Origin of the sequence: Nostoc sp. LEGE 06077, assembly GCF_015207705.1 — a bacterium.
Lineage (GTDB): Bacteria > Cyanobacteriota > Cyanobacteriia > Cyanobacteriales > Nostocaceae > Nostoc_B.
In genome coordinates, this window is record NZ_JADEWI010000011.1 from 97,128 (window position 1) to 116,401 (window position 19,274).

Sequence of the window (19,274 nt, forward strand, 5' to 3'; positions counted from 1 at the left end):
GTCAGTTATGCAACTCTTCTAGTGGGCGAATCAAGAATGACTTCAGCAATGGAAAAGTCGCGTTTAATGTCTAAACTGTTGAGATAGGCGATGGGGTCATCAGCATTAAAGGGAGTACCATCAAATAACTGAATGGGTTGGCGAGTATAGCTGATATCTAGACCTAATTCCCGTGCGGCGGTACTGAAAACGCGCACCCGACAAACTCGTTCCACAACTTCTACCCAATTTCTGGGGAAGGGAGTATCACCCCAACGCGCCAACTGACTCATAATCCAGATTTGTTCTGTGCGACTGGGGCGGTTAATGGCAGATTCAGAGTAAAACTGGTGATGGGCGTAGTCCCGCAGCGGATGGTCTAAGTCACAAGTTAGGTTATCTGGATCTTCGAGTTGGATGTACTCTAAATCAGTGCTGACGTAATCTCTCCCCGCCACAATTCTTCTGACTTCTTCTGCATTTTGAGGATCTGCACAGTATTGGCAAGCTTCTAATAAAGCTTTAGTTAAAGCAATGTGGGTGTTGGGATATTTTTCTGCCCAATCTTCCCGCACACCGAGAACTTTACCGGGGTGTCCTAGCCAAACTTCTAAGTCAGTAGCGATGGTAAAGCCGACATTTTCCACGGCGGCGCGGTAGTTCCAAGGTTCACCCACACAATAACCGTCAATACTTTTGTTTTGCAAGTCCGCGACCATCTGGGCGGGTGGAATGGTGTGCATATCCACATCAGTATCTGGGTCAATACCACCAGCCGCTAACCAATAACGCAACAATAAGTTGTGCATCGATGCGGGATGGACTACGCCCATTGTGTGGCGTTGGTCACGGGTGCGGAGTAAGTAATTTTTAAAGTCAGATAAGGTGCGGACACCTTCATCATAAAAGCGTCTGGCTAAGGTGATTGCGTTCCCGTTACGGGTCATGGTGAGGGCGGTAACTACGGGTAAAGGTTGGTTTTTATTCCCGCCCAAGGTTAACCACATTGGCATCCCGGAAGGCATTTGGGCTGCATCTAAATAACCCCCAGAGATACCGTCAACGATACCCCGCCAGCTACTTTCCCGCACGAGGGTGACTTCATCTAACCCATGCTTGGCAAAGAAACCTTTTTCTTGCGCTACAGCCAGAGGGGCGCAGGCGGTGAGAGGTAAGAAGCCAATTTCTAAGTTAACTTTTTCTAAACCATGACGGGCAACATCCGCTGTTTTTCTCGCCCGCAGTTTCTTAATGCGTTTTTGCTGGTTAAGGAAGTAAATCATTTCACTCCGCAGGCTGTAATAGCTGGGATGTTCCACTACTTCCATGCGTTTGCGGGGTCTGGGGATATCAACTTCTAAGATGTCGCCAATTTTGGATTCGGGGCCGTTGGTCAACATGACAATTCTGTCTGACAACAGCACTGCTTCATCTACGTCATGAGTCACCATAACCGCTGTGACTTCATTTTCTTCACAGATTTGCATTAACTGTTCTTGCAAATTACCACGTGTCAAGGCATCTAACGCACCGAAGGGTTCATCTAACAGTAATAGTTTAGGACGAATTGCCAAGGCACGAGCGATCGCTACCCGTTGTTTTTGTCCACCGGATAACATTCCTGGTTGTTTGTCAGCGTGGGGACGCAAACCCACCATATCTATATGTTTATCAACAATTGCTTTGCGTTCAGCCGCGGGTAAACCATTCATCACTGAGTCTACCGCCAAAGCAATATTCTCTCTCACCGTCCGCCAAGGCAATAGGGAATAATTTTGAAATACCACCATCCGGTCTGGCCCTGGCTTGGTGATTTTTTGTCCTTGCAGCGTCACAATACCTTCGGTTGGTAAATCCAAACCCGCAATCATATTTAATAATGTGGATTTACCGCAACCAGAGTGACCAATTAAAGAAACAAATTCACCTTTTTTAATTTCCAGGTCAATACCTTTTAAAGCAATATATTGACCGCCGCCAGTTAAGTTAAATACTTTATCAATTTGATCAACAGCAACAAATACTGACATGGCTTTAAAGTGGGGATTCTAAAGTGTGAAGTGGGGATGACAGGGGACAGGTGACAGGGACAGGTGACAGGATATATAGCGTTTCCAACTCCAGTGAGGTACAAAATCACCCCTCCCCAACCCTCCCCTTGGCAAGGGGAGGGTGCGCGACAGCGCGGGTGGGGTGTATTTCATGTGCTTGGGAATTGCTATATATAGCTCTATAACCTGTAACCTCTAACCTACTTTTGTTCTGCTGGTAAAATCAGGTTTTGCAACCAAGCCATGAATTTATCGAGAATTAAACCAACGACACCGATATAAACTAGAGCCAAAATTACTTCACTGACGTTGTTATTTTGGTAAGCATCCCAGATAAAGAAGCCGATACCGACAATCCCAGACATGACGATTTCCGCGGCGATAATTGCTAACCAAGCCAAACCGATCGCAATTCTTAAGCCCGTGAAAATGTAAGGTAAAGCCGAGGGAATTAAAATGTTGAGGAAGTATTCTTTGCGGCTGAGTTGCAGAACTTTGGCAACGTTATTGTAATCTTGGGGAATTTGGGTTACACCCACCGCAGTGTTAATTAAAATCGGCCAAATTGCGGTGATGAAAATTACGAATAATGCTGCTGGTTCGTTTTGACGCAATGCTGCTAAAGAAATAGGAACCCAAGCCAAAGGAGGGACAGTCCGCAATAGTTGAAATAGTGGGTCTAAAGCTTTAGACATGGTTTGATTCACACCAATCAAAACACCTACACCAATACCAACGATCGCCGCTAAAGTGTAACTAATCGCCACCCGTTGCAAACTAGCTAAAATCTGCCAAAAAAGACCTTTATCGATACCGCCTTTATCGTAGAAAGGATACAAAATCAAAATCCAAGTATCGCTGATAACTTGAATCGGCCCTGGTAAGGTTGCACCAGGAATCCAAGCAAATAATTGCCAAATTACGAGAAATATTGCGATCGCGATCGCTGGCGGTACAATATTCGGAATTTGTTTTTGTATCTGTGCAATAAAACTGTTATCTAACCTTGGACTAGCTGGTCTTTTTTGTGCGATCGTCATAAATTTTGTTTCCCTTAAATGAATAATGAACCGCAGATAAACAGAGATAAACGCAAGTAAGTTGGGGAGGAAAAATTATCTTTCCTCCTGCCTTCTGCCTCCTGACTCCTGCCTTCGTTCTAGATTAAACACCCGCTTTTTTAATCGTGAGACTCTTGAGATATGCTTCTGGTTTTTCGGGGTCAAATTTAACTCCATCAAAAAATTCTTCTACGCCACGAGATGTACTGGTCGGAATATCAGCCGTAGCAATTCCCGCTTCTTTTGCAGCTTCTTTCCAAATATCTTCGCGGTTAACTTTATTAATGAGTTCTTTAGCCTTAGCTGCATTATTAGCCAGATAATCTTTCGGTAAGAATCCCCAGCGAACACTTTCAGTAATGAACCACAAATCATGACTCTTATAGGGATAAGACACGCTACCTTTTTCATCTTTCCAGTAATAAGCAGCCATTGATTTATCATCAATTTTGCGCCCATCACCCATATCATATTTCCCTTGGAAAGGTTCAGCTAGAATTTCAGCCGTAGGTAAGTTGAAATAATTTCTAGCAGCGAGAATTTGCGCGGCTTCTTTGCGGTTATCAAAGTTATCCAACCACTGTTGCGCTTCCATAATGCCTTTTAAAAGTGCTTTGGTGGCTTTGGGATTTTTATCAACCCAGTCAGCCCGCATCGCCAAGTATTCTTCAGGGTGATTCTTCCAAATCTCTGCGGTTAATGCAGCCATAAAGCCGATTTTATCTGTCACAATTCTGTAAGGCCAAGGATCACCAGTGCTGAAAGCATCCATTGTCCCGGTTTTCATGTTGGCTACGGTTTGCGCCGCAGGTACAGTCAATAATTTCACATCTGCATCAGGATCAATACCACCAGCTGCTAACCAATAGCGAATCCAAAAGTCTTGGTTAACGTGAGGGAAAGTTTGGGCTGCGGTGAAGGGTGTAGAAGACTTTAGTTCTTTGAATAAAGACTTGGCTTGAGCAAGTTGCAAACCAATTTTACCTTTATGTTTGTTGGCGATCGCAATCCCATTTCCATGTGTAATTAACTGCGCCAACACATACATCGGGATTTTTTGATTACCTTTAGTAATTAAACCTTCGGTAATTAAATGCGGCATAGGCATCTGCCATTGTCCACCATCAATCCCACCACCAGCCGAACCAATTTCTACGTTATCTCGCGCTGAACCCCAAGAAGCTTGTTTTGCAAGCTCTACCTTGGTCATACCATACTTAGCAAAAAAGCCTTTTTCTTGAGCAATAATTAACGGTGCTGCTTCTACAATCGGCACATATCCCAACTTCACTGTAGTGGTTTCTGGTGCTTGCTCTGGGCTGATATTAGCCACAGATTGAGCAGTAGGTGCAGCTTGAGAATTACCACCAGTCAGATTTTCCGGGGGGTTGCCTAAACAGCCTTTAAGAAATACCGCACTCGCAGATACTCCAGCTGTTAAGATGAATTTACGGCGAGAAACTTGGTTAAAAAAATCTGACATAAATGTCTCCTCAAATTTGAATTTAAATTTTTTTAGGCATGAAAATTAACGCAAGTCGAATATAATTTCGCTTGTGGGAATCACAAAATAATTTCAAGCTATTTTCAAAATAGTTAACTCATCCCAATTACTTCTCATAAAAGGCTGAGATAACTAAAAATAATTACTTGGGTTTCAGGGCTTTGTTTGGGGATCACTTAATTCGTTGAAATTTAGTTTACAGGTTTTAACGTCAAATTGGTTAACTCCCAACCCATAATTCTTAAATAAATATTAGATTGATCATATAAGTAAAAATTTATTCTAGGCTGCAAAATCAACGAAGAATGACAATATATGGTGGGTTATTGATGATAACAATTAACTTTATACAATGATTGATTGAGAAAAACTCGATTTATGCAATCAACCATCAATAATTTACTATGTATACGATTATCTAAATCTTATATTTTGTCTTCAAAATAAAATGTAATGGAAATAATTGATAATTACTTATGCTAAGTATTGCTTTTAGCCTATAGATAATCAAGAAAAAGCGCAGATGTCAAAATCAGCAAAGCAAATATTCACTCCGCGACCCGTTTATAAATACGATATCCAAGGTTGGCAAGCAAATACACAACCTGTGGCATCTGTCAATTTAGCAACTTTGACAATCGCTAATTTTAACGTCCTTTGTGACCTCTACGAAAAGGAGAAAATCGCCACTGAAAAAAGATTACCCGCAATTGTTGAGCAGTTACGTCAATGTAACGCCGATATTATCGCCATCCAAGAAGCCACACCAAATTTATTAGATTTACTTTTATCGCAAACTTGGTTACGCAATTATTACATCTGCGAATCCAGCACAGCTGCAACAGTGCGACCTTACGGTAATTTATTATTGTCGCGTCTGCCTTTTACACTCGTTGACCATCAATTTTTTGGACGCAAGCGGGTATTGGTAGGCAGTTATGAAATTAATGGTCAATTATTGCACATTGCCGCAGTGCATTTAACCAGCCATCGCTCTCAAAATGCCCTAGAAAAACGCCAGCATCAGCTAACTACCATAGTTGGATATCTCCAACAACTACCAGGAAATAGCTTGATAGCTGGTGATTTCAATCCGCGAGGTAACGAACAAGAAAAGATATTAACAGGTGCTGGATATATCGATATCTGGCAAAAACTACATCCAGATGCAGCAGGTTATACATTTGACCCCCAACGCAACTCCTTAGCGGCGTTGATGAGTTTACAGGGAATACCAGCTAGGCTTGATCGCATTTTATTACGAAGTCAAAACCATGATTGGCAAGCGCAGTCAATTGACTTGTTCGGTTGTGAACCAGTAACCGGTACAGAGGGGAAAATTTATCCATCCGATCATTTTGGTCTTCGTGCAGTTCTCAAAGCAACGAGATAAGGCGCTCTGCTGATGTCAGAGGTAGGATGAAGGGAATAATCCTTTTAAATTGGCGCGTAATGACTCTGGCTGAAACTCCCAACCACGAAAACTCCCTCAATCCTTTGCTCACCCTCAACTATGAACCAGCCTTAGAATCTTTGGGGGATGATTACTACGATGAAGTAGCCGCAGAGGAATTCCCTCAGCATATTTTGCGCTGGCGTAATGATGCACTGTTATCTGATTTAGGACTAAACCCCCAAGCAGTTACAGATGAGCATTTTATTACCGCTTTTGGCAAATTCCAGGGACGCAAGCCTTTGTTAGCACTGCGTTACCACGGTTATCAGTTTGGTAACTATAACCCTTATTTAGGTGATGGTAGAGGCTTTTTGTACGGTCAAGTCCGCGCCAGTGATGGTGAATTATACGATTTTGGTACCAAAGGTTCTGGTCGAACACCTTACTCTCGTGGTGGTGATGGGATGCTGACACTCAAAGGCGGGGTACGGGAAGTTTTGGCCGCTGAAGCATTACACCAAATGGGAGTCCGCACCTCTCGCTGTTTCAGCATGATTGAAACTGGGTTATCTCTATGGCGGGGTGATGAACCTTCCCCCACACGTTCATCCGTTATGGTGAGAATGAGCAATTCTCATATTCGTTTTGGTAATTTTGAGCGTTTCCATTATTTGCAGCGTCCTGATCTAAGTAAAAAGTTGTTAGATCATGTAATTGAATATTATTACCACCATTTAGTCACCGAACAAGATAAATACGCCTTATTCTATGCCGAATTAGTCCAGCGAGTTGCCGAACTAGTCGCACAGTGGATGGCCGCAGGTTTTTGTCATGGAGTTCTCAATACTGACAATATGTCAATTACTGGGGAAAGCTTTGATTATGGCCCTTATGCTTTTATTCCTACTTATGACCCTTATTTCACAGCTGCTTATTTCGACTATTACAAACGTTATTGTTATGGACATCAACCCAATATTTGCCAATGGAATTTAGAAATGCTTCAGGAACCACTCAAGGCAATTATTGAGTTAACTGATATGCAAGCTGGATTAGCCAGCTTTGATAACTATTATGGTGCAGAATATCGCTATTTAATGCTGAAAAAATTGGGTTTTGAGCAGTTGAACCATCCAGAAGCAGACGAACTTTTAGAATTAACCATTACATTCTTAAAAGAAAGCCAAGTTGGTTATCATCTCTTTTTCTCAGAAATGGCTCGGACTTTTTCTTCTAAGTGGCGAGATGATCCCGGTTGTGTACTCAACAATTCAGAAATTGTTCCAGCCGCAGGTACTTCTGCCATTTTTGATAATTGGTGCATAACCTACCATAAAATCCTAAATCATTTTGATTTAGATGAGATGGCAGTTATCGCCCAAAGCTTATCCAATCATAACCCTAAAACTGTACCGATTAGACCCGTAATTGAATCAATTTGGCAACCCATTACTGAGGCTGATGACTGGCAAGATTTTATGGATTTAATTCATCAAATTCAATCGAAACAGTAGCATAACTTTCACTTGGAGAAGAATTCAGAAGCTATTCACTATCCGCACCGAATTTAATTTTGATCAAACATTATTGGGATAGGTACAGATATTTTCATGTCTGTACCTATATTCATACTTATTTTTGAGCAATGCTAAATCCAAATTTTGTAGAGAAATCCGGTTTGATGCTGAAAATTATTTGCGTAGGCAGGGAAGGGAGAATAGTCTACAGCCAAGAAGTTGGCTAGAAATTTACTGATTTTTGGCTAAAATCAAAGATGAGTCTGAGATATTGTTATTAACTTTACAGTATTTTGCAAATTAATGCGATAAAAATCTAAAAATTCAAAACAGGAATTATGCTTCTGCGCTATACTTCATACCCTAAAAATTTAGGTTTTATAAACAAGAAAACTCCTCTAAATGGTATTTGGAGTCAAAGCCAATCATCACAGCTTTTTTACTTCCATAGCAATCCTCAATGATTTCCCAACATTTCTCCTCCTTGTCTCTTTTATTCAGATATAAAATAAGACTGCTATAGATTTTGGCTATTAGCTTTTAAATTTTGTTGTCATGTTTTTCATTAAATAAAGAGCAGTTATTACGATGATAGTCAGAAATGGATAAATGAGAGCTTTAAAAACCATCAAATAGCCAGTTAACAACATGATAGATGTATTAGTTGAAAACTCACAATTTAACAGCCAGCAAAAATGCCAGTAGCAAACATAAACTTTTATTAATATTTATTTGCCAAAAATAAATCATTTTTGTTTCTAAATAGGCATTAGATAGTTACAAAAGAAAAAATATAAGTAAAATTTAAGCATTTTCTGCAAAAAATACAAGAAAAAATTAATTTTAAAAATCTCGATATTGTAAAATAAATATTCATAATTTTAATTAACAGTAATAATCATTCAGACAAATGCTGAAAGTGCTAGAGGATGAATAAGTGGTTAGGCAGCACAGATATCATCAGTTCCCAGCAAGAGAAATTTTCAGCAAACGAGAGTTGCTGCCATTACTGGTTGGTATTATTGTTGCAGTTGCCGTAGTTCTGCTTTGGCAGAAGCTAGTAATTGAAGAGCAATATAATATTAAACAACTGGTTCAACAACAAGCGATCGCCATTAGAACAGAATTAACAGCCCAAGTCAAGATGCGGATTCTGGCACTAGAGCGGATGGGCAAAAACTGGCAATTGCATGATAACTTTGATCAGAGAAAATGGCGCACTGAAGCAGCCGCCTACATCCAAGATTTTGGAGGATATCAAACTCTGGGATGGATAGATCCATCATTGCGTGTTAGATGGACTGTACCTGAAGTTAACTATCAAATCACCCAGACTTTAGAGCTAACTCAAAAACCTCAACTACGCACAGCACTAGAAACAGCACGCAACCGCCGGCAAACAACTTTTACGCCCACATTTGAACTGCTTCAAGGTAAGAAAGGATTTTTTGCATACCTGCCATTATGGATTGGCGAACAGTTTAATGGCTTGATCGTCGGAGTTTTTCAGATTCAACCATTATTAGATTCTTTGGTGCATTTGCCACCAGGGTATCAAATTAGAGTCTTTGAGGATGGACAATTAATTTACGGACAGAACCTATTACCAACCCAGCTATTAAATTGGCAACAGCAAGTAAGCCTTGATTTATATGGAAGCAACTGGCAAATAGCAGTCTATCCTTCTTTAGAATTATTAACCAACTTGCGATCGCCGCTGCCATTAGTGGTTTTAGTTTCTGGGTTATTTATCGCCAGCATATTAGCATTATGTATTTATTTTGCTCAGAGTACCGAACGCAGAAACAAACGGATAGCTGCCATTAATCAAGAATTAGCAGACCGCATTTATGAGCATAAAAAAACTGAAATTGCTCTGCGTGCTAGTGAAACTCACTTGCGAGAATTATTAGAAACAGTAAAAGTAATTCCTTGGGAATTCGATGTCAAAACTTGGCGATTTACATATATTGGCCCACAAGCAGAAGCTTTATTAGATTATCCTCTAGAAGAATGGTATCAAGAAAATTTTTGGCTGAATCATCTGCATCCCCACGACCGAGAACAGGCGATGCGAGTTTGCCAAGAAGCCGCTGCAAAAGCAGAAAACCACGAATTTGAATATCGGATGTTAACCGCTAGTGGACGAGTAGTGTGGTTGCGGGACATTGTAAATGTTGTCAAGAATAATGCAACCCCCATGATGCTCAGGGGGTTTATGTTTGAGATTACAGATTTGAAGCTAGTTGAAGAAACTCTCCGATTGCGAGAACGCGCCCTAGCCGCAGCTAGTGATGGAATCACAATTGCTGATGCCAGACTTCCGCATCAACCAATTATTTATGTTAACCCTGCCTTTGAATTAATCACAGGCTATAGTGCTGCGGAAATTATTGGCTATAACTGTGCTTTTTTGCCAGGAACAGATCCTCTACAACCAGCAATTCAACAACTGCAATCATCCATGAAAGCTGGGAAGATTTGCCAAGTATTGTTGCGTAACTACCGCAAAGATGGCAGTTTATTTTGGAATGAATTGAGCATCTCTCCAATTCATGATGACACTGGGAGATTAAGCCATTTTATTGGGATTCATAAAGATATTAGCGATCGCCAACAAGCAGAATTAACTTTGCAACGCCAAGCCCTGATCTTTGAGAATATGTATGATGGCGTAATTATCACTGATTTAACCGGCACAATTATTGACTGGAATGGTGCGGCTGAGTGGATGTTTGGCTATAGCAAAGCCGAAATATTGGGCAGAACTACGAGTATTTTATATACACCGGAGGCAGTTACTAAACTCATACCCCAGATTTTGCCAGAGATTCAGCGGCAAGGACGTTGGGCTGGGGAAATTAAATTTATCCGCAAAGATGGCAGTCAAGGAATTTGTGAAACTACAGTCATTCTTTTACAAGATGAACAAGGCCAACCTATTGCCAGTGTAATTTTTAATCACGATATCACAGAACGAGTACTAGCACAACAAGCATTGCAGCGACAATTACATCAAACACTACTATTAAAACAAATTACCCAGCAAATCCGGCAAAGTCTGGATAGCAAAGAAATTTTTGCCACTGCCGCCGTCCAAATTGGGCAAGCATTTCAAGCTGAACGCTGCCTAATTCACTCTTATATTAGCGATACCATACCCTACATTCCCTTGGTGGCAGAGTATAATAATTTTCCCACCTACGCCAGTCGGGAAACAGTGAAAATTCCTGTAATCGGTAATCCCCATGCCGAGCAAATGATGACCCAGGATAAAGCGATCGCGTCTAATAATGTATATGCTGACCCTTTACTCCAAGGATCGCAAGCAATTTGCCGAGAAATGGGCTTAAAGTCTATGTTAGCAGTCCGCACATCTTATCAAGGAGAAGCGAATGGTGCGATCGGCTTACATCAGTGCAGCTATTTTCGCCAATGGACAACAGCAGAAATTGAATTATTAGAAGCAGTCGCAGCCCAAGTCGGCATTGCTCTCGCCCAAGCCCATTTATTAGAACAAGAAACTCGTCAACGGGAAGAACTAACCTTAAAGAACTTTGCCCTAGAACAGGCCAAACGTCAAGCAGAGGCAGCTAACCGCGCCAAAAGTGAATTCTTGGCCATGATGAGCCATGAAATTCGCACCCCGATGAATGCTGTGATTGGGATGACAGAACTGTTATTGGATACAGACTTGACTCCCCAACAGCGAGACCTTGTAGAAACCGTGCATACTAGTGGCGATGCCTTACTCACCATCATTAATGACATCCTCGACTTCTCCAAAATTGAGTCCGGTAGGCTGGAACTAGAAGAAAAATCCTTTGATTTAAAAGCCTGTGTAGAACAGGTAATTGACCTATTAGCGCCAAAAGCTGCCCAAAAACAGATTGAACTAATTTACCTCATCCATCCCCAAGTGCCGACACATATTATCGGCGACATCACACGCTTGCGCCAAGTGTTGATGAACTTGCTCAACAATGCAATTAAATTCACCCAGCAAGGCGAAGTTGTCCTCTCTGTATACGCTAACCAATTAGAAACGCCCCATCTCGAAACCACCTGCAAAATTCTCTTTAGCATCCAGGACACAGGTATTGGTATCACTCCAGAGAAAATGGCCCGGCTATTCCAACCCTTCATCCAAGCAGATGCCTCCATGACTAGACTTTACGGCGGTACGGGACTGGGACTCGTTATTAGCCAACGCTTGAGTGAGATGATGTATGGTAGTTTGTGGGTTGAGAGTCGTGGCTGTATTGGTGGCAATCCTGATCCTGGCTGGCAAAATCACAAGCCTGTGTCTGCAACTTTCTCCCCTGATGGTTCTACTTTTTACTTTACAATTACCAGCAAAGTCCTGACCCAGCCCGCATCATCAGAAGTGACTACTTCTTTTGCTCAATTGGCTGGTAAGCGACTGCTAATCGTGGATGAGAATCCTACCAACAGCAAAATTCTCAGCTTGCAAGTACAGTTCTGGCAAATGCAAACATACATTGCTGAATCAGGTGAAGCAGCTTTAGCTTTACTGGCACAAGGAATGGAGTTTGATATTGCCATTCTCGATCTGCCAATGGCCAAAACTGACGGACTGCAATTAGCTCAAGCTATTCGTCAGCAGCTGGGTGGTCAAAATCTGCCATTAATCCTGTTGGCTTCTTTAAGCACCCCAGAAATAGTGAGAGAGTTTAATCATCTGGAACTAGTTGTCTGTTTAACTAAACCCATCAAACAATCTCAACTCCACTACGTTCTAACTCATACCTGCGGACATCATTTACTCCCGTCCTATATTTCTCGTTCACATATTTCTCCCTTTGATGTTCATTTAGCCGAGAAAATACCCCTCAAGATTCTCGTGGCAGAAGATAGCTTGGTGAACCAGAAAGTGGCACTATTAATGTTGCAGAAAATTGGCTACCAAGCAGATGTAGTAGCTGACGGACGAGAAGTCATTCAAGCATTGCAACGTCAACCATATAATGTAGTGTTGATGGACATACATATGCCCGAAATGGATGGGCTAGAAACCAGCCAAATTATTTCTCAACAATGGGAAGCGAGTACTCGTCCTTATATTATTGCCATCACAGCCAACGCTATGCGCGGCGATCGCGAAGCTTGTTTAGCCGCTGGGATGGATGATTACATCAGCAAACCCATCCAGATGGCAGAGTTAGTCAAAGCACTGCGGAAATGTCAGCCTTTTATCCCTACGGAAAAACCACCAATACAAACATTTCTGCCATCCCAGAGTCAATCTAAAACGCCAAATTTAGTAATATCTGCAATTGATCACAAAGTTTTGCAATCTTTGCGTCAGATGTTGGCCTGGGATCAGGTAGCATTTATAGAACTACTGCACTGTTATTTTTTAGAAGCTCCAAAACTCATACAAGAAATTCAGTCATCTGTGGCAGCAGAAGATGCCGAAACTTTATGGAAGACGGCTCATAAACTCAAGTCTAGTAGTGCTTCTGTCGGAGCCACCAGCCTTGCTCAACTGTGTAAGCAGTTAGAAGCAAAGGGTAGAAGTAATGATCCTGTCGGGTGTGCAGATATCTTGTCACAACTTCAGCAAGAGTATGAGCAAGTCAAAACGGGATTGCAATTAGAACTGGAGGAGGGGGATAATGAAAACTAACTTTTACAAAAACCAATCTCTAGTTTTGATTGTTGACGATGAAGCATTTATCCGCACCCAGCTGCGACTAGCCTTAGAGCGAGATGGATATCAGATAGCGGAGGCACGAGATGGCATCGAAGCGTTAATTATGTTTCAGCAATTGCAACCCCAGATTGTCCTGTTGGATGCCATTATGCCGGGGATGGACGGATTTGAGTGTTGTATGCAGTTACAATCTTTAGACCAAGGCAAGTATACGCCAGTGTTGATGATTACGGGATTAGAAGATCAAGAGTCCGTTGACCAAGCCTTTGATGCGGGTGCAATTGATTATGTGACTAAACCAATTCACTGGCCAGTCTTACGCCAGCGGGTCAAACGCTTAATTCAGCAATCTCAGCTTCAAAAACAACTAGAAGCTGCTAATCAAGAATTGCAAAGATTGGTGACTATTGATGGTTTAACTCAAGTAGCTAGTCGCAGACGCTTTGAAGAATATTTTTCCCAAGAATGGCAACGGATGGCGCGAGAACAATTACCTTTGTCTTTGATTTTGTGTGATGTTGATTACTTTAAATCTTACAACGATACTTATGGACATCGGGCAGGCGATCGCTGTTTGCAAAAGGTAGCACAAGCCATCAAAGATACAGTTAAACGTCCGGCGGATTTAGTTGCTCGTTATGGTGGTGAAGAATTCGCTGTGATTTTACCCAAAACAGAGATGCAGGGAGCCGCGAATTTAGCAGAAAAAATTTGCTCAGTGGTGAGAAAATTGGCCATTCCCCATAGCAATTCGCAAGTCAGTGGTTATGTGACCATTAGTGGTGGGGTAGCAGCGGATATTCCTCAACCTGGTTCTGACTTTCAAGATATGATTTCTGCTGCCGATCGCGCATTATATCAAGCCAAAATTGAAGGGCGCGATCGCTTTCAGCAGTCTAACAAGCAATCAACTTACAATTTCTCTATTCCTCGTTGGGGTACATGATATCTTTGTACTGTCAGGCATCAGGGAGAGAACACGATGACTAGTGAAGTTGTCCGCCTTGTCCTACCAGAGCATACCCAACTACCAGAATCTGATGGCAGTTTTGGGAAAATTTTCAGGAGCATCCTCAAAGTATTCTGTTGACTGATTCGATTCAACCACGATTACAACAAATTCATTCTGATGCTCTATAAACTGTAAATTGCACCAAAAGTCCGATCTGGAGAAATTTCAATTACCAAATCAGCAACCGATGGCGATCGCAGCATGGGTTTGAGAAATAATTCTGGATGGAGCGATCGCCAAAAATAGTTGACAAAATCTTCAATTTCTGAATCACTCATTCCTGATTTACCAGCAGTCACCATCTGTTGTTCCGCTTGCTTACGCCATTCTAGGGAACTGCGATAATCTGTGGGATACAGCAAAATCAAGCTATCTAATTGCTCCCACAATGGAAGATAATTGCTCAATTGACGATTTATATCACGGGCAAATGCTTTGTCTGCATCGGTAATAATCGGTGGCGGTGCTAAATCAAAAAACATTGGATCAATTGGTCGCACACCCACAAACCAGCCTTCAAATAATAGGATATCTATATTTGTCATAATTTCTGGAGTGGTGCGATCGCCTGCACCTGTATGAAGCGATTTATCAAACCGAGGAACAGTTACAGACGTTTCTCCTTGGCGAATTTGCTCTAACACATTTAAGCCTAAATCTAGATCATGGGTTCCTGGTGGCCCTCGCCAAATCAAGCGGGGGTCTTGTTGTAATAAAATTAGGCGATCGCTGTAAGTTTTATATAAGTCATCTAATGACCAACTGAGAGTGCGATATCCCAACTGCTGAAGAATTAAGGATAAAACTTGGCACATTGTAGTTTTGCCTGTACCTTGTACTCCTAAGATTCCTTGAATCAAAGGACGGTTTAAGCTGTGGCGGTGTGCGGCTAATTTCATTCCTAGAGGTAGCCATAAATCCCACAACACCTCTAACATTTCTTCAAAGTTGGCACGCAGATTAGTTTGGCAGAATTGCCGAAAAGCTGGTAAAACAAATTTGAGTAACTGCGATCGCTCTTGGATCATTTCATCAACATTTGTCTGTGTAATCCCAAAAGCCTTTGCTTTTAAAGGATCAGCCAGTGCTGCAACTCGTATTTGCTGCCAAGTCAACTCTGGAATATCCTCTGCGATAATTTCTCCGAGCCAAGAATACATTGCTAATTTTCCTCACCACCACTATGCACAAATTTTCTAAGAGCCTAACTTAAAAGCTTCCACAAACAAACTGTAAGTAAATCCCACTTTCAAAATATTCAAACATTCCAGCCACAGCGCTCTTTTAGCAAACAAGTTACGACTATAAAATATCCTGCTTGTTAACTCAGTTAATAATACTAAAAATGCGGCTACAACAATATCTAATTCTGCCTTTTGTCCCGCTATAGTAGAAATAGCTGTACCCAGAAAAAAGCCGAATAAAAAACTAATAATCAATAGTGATAGTCGCCGCCAAGGATTGCGAAATAATTGTCCTAAACTCTTGGCAATTGCATCTAATAAATTGTTAATTCTAGTGTTCTGCATCAATCAAATATTCTCAATTATTCAAATTACTTTTATCAAAAAATCATACATATAGGAATCATATTTGATTTGGAGAAAAAACTCAGTATACCTATGTTATTTCTTGTCCTGTTCCCTGTTCCTTACCTACACAAGTAATTTCAATAATCAAATCGGATTCCCATAGCCTACATCCCTACTGAGATTAAAAAAAATCAATACTGCTAAATTTAGATGGTAAGAATTCAGTACCCAAGTATTTATAGAATTAATAAATTTATTTATCAAATATTTCTCCTGATTTTTTAACACTCCTGACTCCTGGATTCTGACTCCTGAATACTTACTTAGATGTATATTTTATTTCATTGCCTCATGAGCAGCAGAATCTTGGCATGATTAATCATGGATTGTTAATAAATATAAATATTTTTGCGTTCATATCTCTCAGGGTTTAACAACAGACATCTTGTTGTTCAGATTACGCCAAGGCTAAAAATATTTAGATGTAATTATACGGTTGAATGTTTATTTTTATGTAATATTATTTGCCTAAGGTTGCTAACCTACTGTAAAACCCAATGGAACAATAACCTATAGAAAGCTTCTTTAAGTAAAATTAAGGTAACTAATCATTCCAATGGTTATTTTAGAAAAATGATAAGTATGATACATTGCATAGCTTGATTTCACGAGAGTCTAGTGTAGAGAAATCAGTAAATTTCTCTAATCCTGACGGCAGAGAATAGGCTAATATTTGGCCAAGACTAAACAAAAAATTATTTCTAACCAATATCAAAATGAAATCTCAGGTGTATCGTAAGGCTGCTGTTACAGCTTGTTGCTTGGGGCTGCTTGGATTGCTGGTAGGATGTTTAGATTTAAGTGTTTCATTTGAGACTACTAATCCTGATACATCGGATACAGCATCTACTAATATTCCTCAGTCAAAAAGTAATTCAGAATTGCCTATTTTAGATGCTACAGCTACTTCGACAAATGTTTCCAGTACCACAACAATACCAGTCACCCAAGTAGAACAAAGCACTAGCAAAGTTCAGTCTATCCTGGTAAATCGGCCAAATGGAGCTAGTAGTGCCAAAAAACCAGGAATTTTGCGAATGAGTAATCAAACGGATCAGCCTGTGCGCCTGGCCTTACTCGCACGGCAATTAAAGGGTAAAAGCTCGACTACTAGCAAGATTAACTATGATCTTCCAGCCCATTGGGATTTTGCGCCCCAGGAAGGGAGTAGCAAAGGTTTGTTACTTTCTTTACCTAATGGCAACTTACAGCTAGAAAAAGGAGATATTTTAGTTGCTTTTGCCCAGGATGGTTCTCGACGCTACTGGGGGCCGTATGTTGTTGGCGAAACTTCCCTACCGACGTGGAATGCTCAAACAAAAGAATGGCTGTTGGTACTTAGTCAATAGTTATCGCGGTTCTTATTTGGTTATGGGCTAGAGGCTAGTTAGTATGTACCTGAGAGCAATTCCCAATTACTCTCAGGTTGATAGTTTTGAGTTGATCAATAGTGCGAATTAGCAATAATCCAGAACAAAATCTGGCTATTTAACGACTAATAACTATTGACTGTTGACTCATAACTATTGACGATTAACTATTGAGCGCTGACTAAAAACTAAATGAAGATGAAATTGAGTAATTTCCACACTGTTGACCGATGGTTCAACAAGATAGCACAGCGTCCATCCCTAGCAGTGACTTTATCAGTTTTGTGGTTGATGCTGATTGGGTGGATAGGCTACGGGTGGAATTTAGGTAGTGTTGGCTTAGTTGATGAAACAGAGCCATTGTTTGCGGAAGCATCCCGACAAATGTTTATCACTGGTGACTGGATTACGCCGTTTTTTAATGGTGTAACTCGGTTTGATAAACCTGCTTTAATTTACTGGTGTCAGGCGATCGCTTATTCAATTATGGGCGTGAATGAGTGGGCGGTGCGTCTCCCCTCAGCGATCGCGGCGATCGCCGTCATTAGTTTGGCTTTTTATACTGTACAGTGGCATCTGGGCCAGCAAGACATTGCCGAACAAGTTGAACGCCCCACCCGGCGCTACATAACAGCTGCGATCGCCGCCGCTGTTATGGCGCTCAATCCAGAAATGATTGTCTGGGGGAGAACCGGTGTCTCGGATATGCTACTAACTGGGTGCATCGCCTCTTCCTTGTTATGTTTTTTCCTCGGATATGCGAGTAAAGAGGAAAATGGCACAAAAGTCTCCCATTCCCTACTCCCAAATAAATGGTATTTAGCTTGTTATGTATTAATTGCTGGGGCGATTTTAACTAAAGGCCCTGTGGGTATAGTTTTACCGGGGATAGTAATTCTGGCTTTTTTGCTGTATTTAGGCAAATTAGGCGAAGTGCTGCGAGAAATGCGGCCGCTGCTAGGATTACTAATAATTTTGGCTTTATCAGTTCCTTGGTATGCCTTAGTAATTTGGCGCAATGGCTGGAATTATATTAATTCCTTTTTTGGCTATCACAACCTAGACCGTTTTACCGAAGTAGTGAATGGTCACTCAGCGCCTTGGTATTTTTACTTTTTGGTAGTACTTTTAGGTTTTGCACCATACTCTGTATATTTACCCGTAGCCTTCGCGCGACTGAAATTTTGGCAGCGATCGCAATGGCTAGTCCAAGAGCGATCGCTGCAATTAGGTTTATTTGCGTGCGTTTGGTTTTTGGGAGTGTTTGGTTTTTTCACAATTGCTGTTACCAAACTGCCTAGTTATGTTTTACCATTAATGCCTGCTGCTGCTATTTTGGTAGCTTTATTGTGGAGCGATTACTTTCCTTCACTATCTACATCTAGTTCTCGCTCCCCTCAGAAATTCTTCTGGTTTAGTGGCTGGACAAATGTTTTTTTGTTTTCGGCATTGTCTGTAGCCATATTGCAAATATCTCAGTTATTAGGTAGCGATCAAGCTGCACCAAATTTCCGCCAAACCCTACAAAATTCGGGTTTAATTGAACTAGGCAGTTCTATTTGGTTTTTGAGTGCTATAAGTGTGGCATTTTTATTAATTACCCGTCGTTGGCCAGGAATTATTGCTGCTAATTTGTTGGGGTTTGTCGCATTTTTAATTGTTGTTTTGATGCCAGCGATGTTTTTGATGGATCAAGAACGACAGCTACCTTTAAGAGAAATTTCTAATGTTATTACTCAGGTAAAACAACCCAATGAAGAATTGGTAATGGTTGGCTTTAAAAAACCAAGTGTAGTTTTTTATAGTCATAAACAAGTAAATTTTATCAAACTTACGATTGATGCTATTGTTTATATCCAAAACCAAACAAATATGCCAGTAAAAGCTCCTGGATTAATAGTTTTAGCAGAACATAAAAATCTAGTCAAAATGGATTTGCCACCTGACAATTATGAAAATTTAGCATCAAAAGGTGCTTATCAATTGATTAGAATTTCTTTCAAAAAAATGAAACAACAAAAGCAAGATATTTCGCTCAAACCTGAGACGCAAGATGAGCAACTTCTCAAAAAATCTGAGGATTTGAGCCTTTAGATTATGCAATAAAAATGAACT

Annotated in this window: 11 protein-coding genes and 1 pseudogene; 7 read left to right on the top strand and 5 right to left on the bottom strand. The window is 40.9% G+C overall.

Annotation, left to right across the window (positions count from 1 at the left end; translation table 11 throughout):
• Positions 1 to 5: 5 nt before the first annotated feature.
• The 3 genes from IQ244_RS10540 to IQ244_RS10550 form a co-directional block, all read right to left on the bottom strand.
• Complete coding sequence (locus IQ244_RS10540; RefSeq protein ID WP_193893296.1) at positions 6 to 2,009, bottom strand: nitrate ABC transporter ATP-binding protein; 2,004 nt, start codon at positions 2,007 to 2,009, stop codon at positions 6 to 8.
• A 221-nt stretch (positions 2,010 to 2,230) separates the two neighbouring features.
• Positions 2,231 to 3,070 carry a nitrate ABC transporter permease gene (gene ntrB / locus IQ244_RS10545; RefSeq protein ID WP_193893299.1) on the bottom strand — a complete coding sequence of 280 codons (840 nt, stop codon included), beginning with the start codon at positions 3,068 to 3,070 and terminating at the stop codon, positions 2,231 to 2,233.
• Positions 3,071 to 3,194: 124 nt separating this feature from the next.
• Entirely contained in the window at positions 3,195 to 4,574 is a 1,380-nt protein-coding gene (locus tag IQ244_RS10550; protein ID WP_193893302.1) for a CmpA/NrtA family ABC transporter substrate-binding protein, read from the bottom strand.
• A gap of 544 nt (positions 4,575 to 5,118) precedes the next feature.
• On the opposite strand from IQ244_RS10550, the gene IQ244_RS10555 reads away from it, so the two are divergent.
• The 5 genes and pseudogenes from IQ244_RS10555 to IQ244_RS10575 form a co-directional block, all read left to right on the top strand.
• Positions 5,119 to 5,988, top strand: coding sequence for an endonuclease/exonuclease/phosphatase family protein (locus tag IQ244_RS10555; RefSeq protein WP_193893305.1), 870 nt, complete (start codon positions 5,119 to 5,121; stop codon positions 5,986 to 5,988).
• A 59-nt stretch (positions 5,989 to 6,047) separates the two neighbouring features.
• Positions 6,048 to 7,505, top strand: coding sequence for a protein adenylyltransferase SelO (locus tag IQ244_RS10560; protein ID WP_193893307.1), 1,458 nt, complete (start codon positions 6,048 to 6,050; stop codon positions 7,503 to 7,505).
• A 940-nt stretch (positions 7,506 to 8,445) separates the two neighbouring features.
• On the top strand, positions 8,446 to 13,158 hold the full coding sequence (locus IQ244_RS10565; protein ID WP_193893310.1) for a PAS domain S-box protein: 4,713 nt from the start codon (positions 8,446 to 8,448) through the stop codon (positions 13,156 to 13,158).
• On the top strand, positions 13,148 to 14,131 hold the full coding sequence (locus tag IQ244_RS10570) for a response regulator (RefSeq protein ID WP_193893312.1): 984 nt from the start codon (positions 13,148 to 13,150) through the stop codon (positions 14,129 to 14,131). Before IQ244_RS10565 ends, IQ244_RS10570 begins: the two co-directional genes overlap by 11 nt.
• A gap of 36 nt (positions 14,132 to 14,167) precedes the next feature.
• Positions 14,168 to 14,316: pseudogene (locus IQ244_RS10575) on the top strand (Uma2 family endonuclease); the annotation flags it as partial.
• A 3-nt stretch (positions 14,317 to 14,319) separates the two neighbouring features.
• Here IQ244_RS10575 and IQ244_RS10580 read toward each other — a convergent pair.
• Together IQ244_RS10580 and IQ244_RS10585 are read right to left on the bottom strand one after the other, a co-directional pair.
• Entirely contained in the window at positions 14,320 to 15,357 is a 1,038-nt protein-coding gene (locus tag IQ244_RS10580) for a glycerate kinase (protein WP_193893314.1), read from the bottom strand.
• A 36-nt stretch (positions 15,358 to 15,393) separates the two neighbouring features.
• Entirely contained in the window at positions 15,394 to 15,726 is a 333-nt protein-coding gene (locus tag IQ244_RS10585; protein WP_193893316.1) for a DUF565 domain-containing protein, read from the bottom strand.
• Between the two features lie 779 nt (positions 15,727 to 16,505).
• On the opposite strand from IQ244_RS10585, the gene IQ244_RS10590 reads away from it, so the two are divergent.
• On the top strand, positions 16,506 to 17,138 hold the full coding sequence (locus IQ244_RS10590) for a hypothetical protein (RefSeq protein WP_193893318.1): 633 nt from the start codon (positions 16,506 to 16,508) through the stop codon (positions 17,136 to 17,138).
• A 213-nt stretch (positions 17,139 to 17,351) separates the two neighbouring features.
• On the top strand, positions 17,352 to 19,253 hold the full coding sequence (locus tag IQ244_RS10595; RefSeq protein WP_193893320.1) for an ArnT family glycosyltransferase: 1,902 nt from the start codon (positions 17,352 to 17,354) through the stop codon (positions 19,251 to 19,253).
• The last annotated feature ends 21 nt before the right edge of the window (positions 19,254 to 19,274 follow it).

Coding starts and splice junctions, on each gene's coding strand:
- IQ244_RS10570 (WP_193893312.1), top strand. CDS start 13,148: ATGAAAACTAACTTTTACAAAAACCAATCTCTAGTTTTGATTGTTGAC.
- IQ244_RS10550 (WP_193893302.1), bottom strand. CDS start 4,574: ATGTCAGATTTTTTTAACCAAGTTTCTCGCCGTAAATTCATCTTAACA.
- IQ244_RS10590 (WP_193893318.1), top strand. CDS start 16,506: ATGAAATCTCAGGTGTATCGTAAGGCTGCTGTTACAGCTTGTTGCTTG.
- IQ244_RS10595 (WP_193893320.1), top strand. CDS start 17,352: ATGAAGATGAAATTGAGTAATTTCCACACTGTTGACCGATGGTTCAAC.
- IQ244_RS10560 (WP_193893307.1), top strand. CDS start 6,048: ATGACTCTGGCTGAAACTCCCAACCACGAAAACTCCCTCAATCCTTTG.
- IQ244_RS10555 (WP_193893305.1), top strand. CDS start 5,119: ATGTCAAAATCAGCAAAGCAAATATTCACTCCGCGACCCGTTTATAAA.
- IQ244_RS10540 (WP_193893296.1), bottom strand. CDS start 2,009: ATGTCAGTATTTGTTGCTGTTGATCAAATTGATAAAGTATTTAACTTA.
- IQ244_RS10580 (WP_193893314.1), bottom strand. CDS start 15,357: ATGTATTCTTGGCTCGGAGAAATTATCGCAGAGGATATTCCAGAGTTG.
- ntrB (WP_193893299.1), bottom strand. CDS start 3,070: ATGACGATCGCACAAAAAAGACCAGCTAGTCCAAGGTTAGATAACAGT.
- IQ244_RS10585 (WP_193893316.1), bottom strand. CDS start 15,726: ATGCAGAACACTAGAATTAACAATTTATTAGATGCAATTGCCAAGAGT.